Genomic DNA, 4,066 nt, shown 5'->3' with positions numbered 1-4,066 from the left:
ATCGAGGCGCACGACGGCCACGTCTTCGTCGACGGACGCCGGCTGAACGAGCCGTATCTTCCGGCGGGCATCCAGATCAAGCCGCTGGCCCGCCAGGTCGTGCCCGGCAACAGCATCTTCGTCATGGGTGACAACCGGCCCAGCTCGAAGGACAGCACTGTCTTCGGCCCGATCTCGAAGAACCTCGTGGTCGGGCGCGCCTTTCTCCGCGTGTGGCCGCTCTCGGCCATCAAGTTCCTCTAGCGCGCTCGCGCGCCGGCCCCCTCGCGATCAGGGCTGTCCGCGGGTCTGCAGCACGTCGACCATGCGGTCGACCCAGTCGCTGTAGACACCGTCGATCCCCATCCGGAGCAGCTCTCGCAGCACCCGTTCGTGCTGCGCGTCCCATCCGAAGGCCACGCGCTCGAAGCGATGGAACAGGGTGGTGAGGCCGCCGGTCCAGTCGGAGTGGTGGAGGTTGACGGCATCGATGCCCGCCGCCGCGAGCTCCGCGGCACGGCGCTCGGGCCCCCGCGGGAGGTGCTGCAGACGCGTGCTGTTGACGAGGCGGACGTCGGCGCAGCGATCCCTCCACGAGACGAGGGTGTCGAGATTCGGATGACAGAGCCACAGCCGGCTCAACCCGTCGCTCGCCGCGTCCCGCGCCACCGCGACGATGGCGTCGAACGCGGCCTTGTCCTTGACGTCGAGGGAGAGGTGGAAAGCCGACCCGCACGTGGCGTAGAGGTCGGCGAGGGTAGGGATGTGGTCGGGCAGCTCGGCTCGGGCGCAACGGGCGATGGCCCGCCGTCGCATCCCGAACCGCACGCGCCCGTGGTGGTCGAGGACGACGACACCGTCCGCGGTCAGCCACGCGTCGCTCTCCAGCCCGGTGGCGCCGAGCCGCAGCCCCAGCTCGAACGCGGCCATGGTGTTCTCGTTCGCGTGGGCCCGCCCGCCCCGGTGTGCGAAGAGTATGGGTGGGTCGAGCAGGGAAGGCAGGCTCACCGCCGATCGACTCTACCGACGGCGCGCGCTATCGACCGCTCGAGCTCCCGACCGCCGAGTCCCGCGCCGGCCGCGCGGTCCGATCGACGTCACCCACCTCGGGCGGGTAGCGGGGCAGCACGAACGTGAACGAGCTGCCCACGCCGAGCCTGCTCTCACACCAGATGCGTCCGCCGTGGGCCTCGACGAGACGACGGCAGATGTACAGACCCAGGCCGGTCCCACCGTGCGACCGGGTCGACGAGCCGTCCAGCTGCCAAAAGCGGTCGAACAGGCGCGCCACGTCGCCCGAGTAGATGCCCGGGCCGCGGTCGACCACCGCGACGTGCACCTCGTCGCCCCGATTCGCGACCTCGATGCGCACGTCACCCTTCGAGTACTTGAGCGCGTTCTCCACGAGGTGGTGGAGCACCTGGTCGACCTTGGCCGGATCGGCCGTGAGCTGCAGCTCGCGACGCGGACGCCGGACGCTCACGCGCTCGCCCTTGTAGGTGTCGACCAGCTCGCCCAGGTCGACCTCCTCGACGTGCAACGTGGCCCGGTTGGAGTCGACCGACGACACGAACAGCAGGTCCTCGATGAGACGTATCAAACGATCGACGTTGCTGTCGATCGACCCGAGCGCGAGCTGCCGAGTGTTCGCGTCTAGCGCGTCGCCCCGATTGATCAGCGTGTGCAGGTAGCCCTTGATGACGGTCGTCGGCGTGCGGAGCTCGTGACCGATGACCGCGACGAAGTCGGACTTCATCTGGTGGGTCTCGGCCTCGGTCGTCACGTCGTCGAGCACGAGCACCCGGCCCAGCGGGCGGCCGCCCAACGACGCGACCTGACGGACCGCGGCGTGATACACGCGCGGCTCGCCGCGCCCGAGCGCCAGCTCGAGCTGCTGCGAGAAGTCGGAGTCCGGTCGCAGCATGGCCTCGAGCGCGCGGTTGCCCAGACGCCCGGTGACGGGATGGCCCACCTCGAAGGCACCGGCGAGCTCGAAGAGCTCCGCGGCCGCGCCGTTGATCATCACGAAACGAGCGTCGTGGTCGACGACGATGACCGGGTTCGGCATGCCGTGCACGACCGCCGCGAGCTGCTCCTCCTTGTCACCGACGCGCCGGTAGACGTCGGCCGACCGGAGGGCGAGCGAGGCGTAGCGCGCGAACGCGTCGAGCGTGACGCGCAGGGCGGCCTGAGGCGCCTCCCCGAGGAGCAGCACGAGGTGGCCGAGGGGTCGGCCGTCGGCCTGGAGCGGCAGGCCGACCGCGGTCTCGATGCCATCGGACAGGAGCGCGACCACCGGGTGGGTCGGCGGGTCGACCCGCAACCCGGGCGAGGTGATCAGGGCGCGGAACTCCGGGTGCCGGGAAGCGATGCTCACCGTCTCGCGGTCGAGGCCGCGGATATGGGAGATGCGCACGGCCGCACCGTCGGTCACCGCGCAGAACCCCGCTCGCGCCCCGAAGAGCGCCTCGGCCGCCTCGAGCATCCGGGTCACCACGCTCGAGCGGTCGAGGTCGCTCCCCACGCGCACGAGCGCCTCGAGGAACTCGGTCGCCGACGTCGGGACCGGGGCGGGGCGGTGGGCCAGGGCGAGCGACGCACAGTCTGCGAAGAGCGGGAGGGGCCCGGGCTCGAGGGTCGAGGGGCTGCCGGCGACGGCGAGGGCGCCCACGATCCGGTTGCCGACCCGCAGGCACTCGGCCACGGCCGTGCGACGACCGTCGCGTGAGGAGCGGCGGGCCAGACGGCCCGAGGCGATGGCGGCGTCGGCCACCTCGGTGAGCAGCGGGGGGACTGTGCCGGTCGAGGCGAGCGGGGTGCCCACCCCGTCGACCAGCCCGAGCAGCAGCCCGAGGTTGCCCCGCGCGGCCTGGACCGCGGCCGACAGCGCCTGATGGAGCAGGCGGCCCGGGTCGGTACCCGCCGTGAGGCCCCGCAGGATGCGCTGGAGCGGCTCGGACTGCTCGATGGCCACGGTGATGTCATCGGAGTGCAGGCGGCCGCACCTGAACGGCGGTGTGGTCGGGGACCCTCGCTCAGGCCTAGGTCGTACGGCCCACTCCCCTCAAGTGGTGTTCCCGATCGGCCGAAATCGGTCAGGTCGAGGGAAAGGGAGGAGTCGTCGTGACCACCATCCGGGCGAGCTGCCCGACCTGCGGGGACGTGGAGCTGACCGTGAAGGACGTCACCGTGAGGGTGTGCGCGGAGGACAACAGCGGCACCTACTCGTTCATCTGCCCCGAATGCGCCCACGCGGTCTCCAAGCCGGCGGAGCCCCGGATCGTCGATCTGCTCGTCTCCTCGGGCGTGCGGATGTCGGTCTGGCACCTCCCCGCCGAGATGTTCGAGCCCCACGCGGCCGGCGAAGTGATCTCCCACGACGACCTGCTCGACTTCCACGAGCTGCTCGAGGACGACGGCTGGTTCTCCAGGCTGTCGGGCATGGTCCACGGCTAACCTCGTGCACATGTCGTTCGTGGATTCGGCCTGGCTGCTCCCGGCCGGGGTCGTCGCCGTCGGGTCCGCCGTGGTCGCGTTCATGGCGGCAGGCGTCGCCCGCCGGGCCGAAGCGCTCCGGGCCGACCTGGTCGAGGTTCCGACGGTGCGTGATTCGCTGCGGGCCGCGCGCCACGAGCTGCAGCACGTGCGCGCGACAGTGGAGGACCTGCACCGCCGGTAGACTCGGCTCCCATGCCGACCTCACTCGGTCCGGCCGAGATCCTGGTGGTGCTCCTCGTGGCGCTGATCGTCCTCGGTCCGGCACGGCTGCCCGAAGCCGGGCGTCAGGTCGGGAAGGCGCTGGCGGAGGTGCGGCGGTGGTCGAGCGCCGTCCAGGACGAGGTGCGCAGCACGCTCAACGCCGATGTCGAGCCCGAGCCCACGCCACCCGCGGCGACGCCCGTGTCACCGCCCGGCTCCGTCGACATGCCCGAGCCGGTCGATCTGCAGAGCCCGGAGCAACTGCCCCCGGCCTGAGCTAAGGGCCCTCGACCATGGCCATCATCCCCGACGACGCGGACGTCAGCGACGCGTCCGACGACGACACGCCCAACCGGGGGCAGATGTCGCTGGTGGAGCACCTCACGGA

At 71.3% G+C, this 4,066-nt stretch carries 6 protein-coding genes; 4 read left to right on the top strand and 2 right to left on the bottom strand.

Annotated features, from left to right (window positions below; genetic code table 11):
* Positions 1-243: signal peptidase I (gene lepB, locus E6G06_22055; protein TML85414.1), on the top strand; the 243-nt coding region annotated here is incomplete at its 5' end.
* A 27-nt stretch (positions 244-270) separates the two neighbouring features.
* On the opposite strand, the gene E6G06_22050 is transcribed toward lepB, so the two are convergent.
* Together E6G06_22050 and E6G06_22045 are read right to left on the bottom strand one after the other, a co-directional pair.
* On the bottom strand, positions 271-909 hold the full coding sequence (locus tag E6G06_22050) for a glycerophosphodiester phosphodiesterase (GenBank protein TML85415.1): 639 nt from the start codon (positions 907-909) through the stop codon (positions 271-273).
* A gap of 106 nt (positions 910-1,015) precedes the next feature.
* Positions 1,016-2,953, bottom strand: a complete 1,938-nt coding sequence (locus E6G06_22045) for a PAS domain-containing protein (GenBank protein ID TML85413.1) — start codon at positions 2,951-2,953, stop codon at positions 1,016-1,018.
* 149 nt (positions 2,954-3,102) lie between these two features.
* Between E6G06_22045 and E6G06_22040 the strand changes: the two genes are divergently transcribed.
* Genes E6G06_22040 through E6G06_22030 form a run of 3 tightly spaced genes read left to right on the top strand, consistent with a single transcriptional unit; the run spans position 3,103 to position 3,954 of the window.
* The gene (locus E6G06_22040) at positions 3,103-3,435 is read left to right on the top strand and encodes a hypothetical protein (protein ID TML85412.1); all 333 of its coding nucleotides are present in this window, start codon (positions 3,103-3,105) and stop codon (positions 3,433-3,435) included.
* Between the two features lie 10 nt (positions 3,436-3,445).
* The gene (locus E6G06_22035) at positions 3,446-3,658 is read left to right on the top strand and encodes a hypothetical protein (GenBank protein TML85411.1); all 213 of its coding nucleotides are present in this window, start codon (positions 3,446-3,448) and stop codon (positions 3,656-3,658) included.
* A gap of 11 nt (positions 3,659-3,669) precedes the next feature.
* Positions 3,670-3,954 carry a twin-arginine translocase TatA/TatE family subunit gene (locus tag E6G06_22030; protein TML85410.1) on the top strand — a complete coding sequence of 95 codons (285 nt, stop codon included), beginning with the start codon at positions 3,670-3,672 and terminating at the stop codon, positions 3,952-3,954.
* The last annotated feature ends 112 nt before the right edge of the window (positions 3,955-4,066 follow it).

The sequence above is a fragment of the Actinomycetota bacterium genome (assembly GCA_005888325.1).
Lineage (GTDB): Bacteria > Actinomycetota > Acidimicrobiia > Acidimicrobiales > AC-14 > AC-14.
The sequence above is the reverse complement of the archived record's forward strand: the minus strand, read 5'-3'. Positions and strand labels throughout refer to the sequence as shown.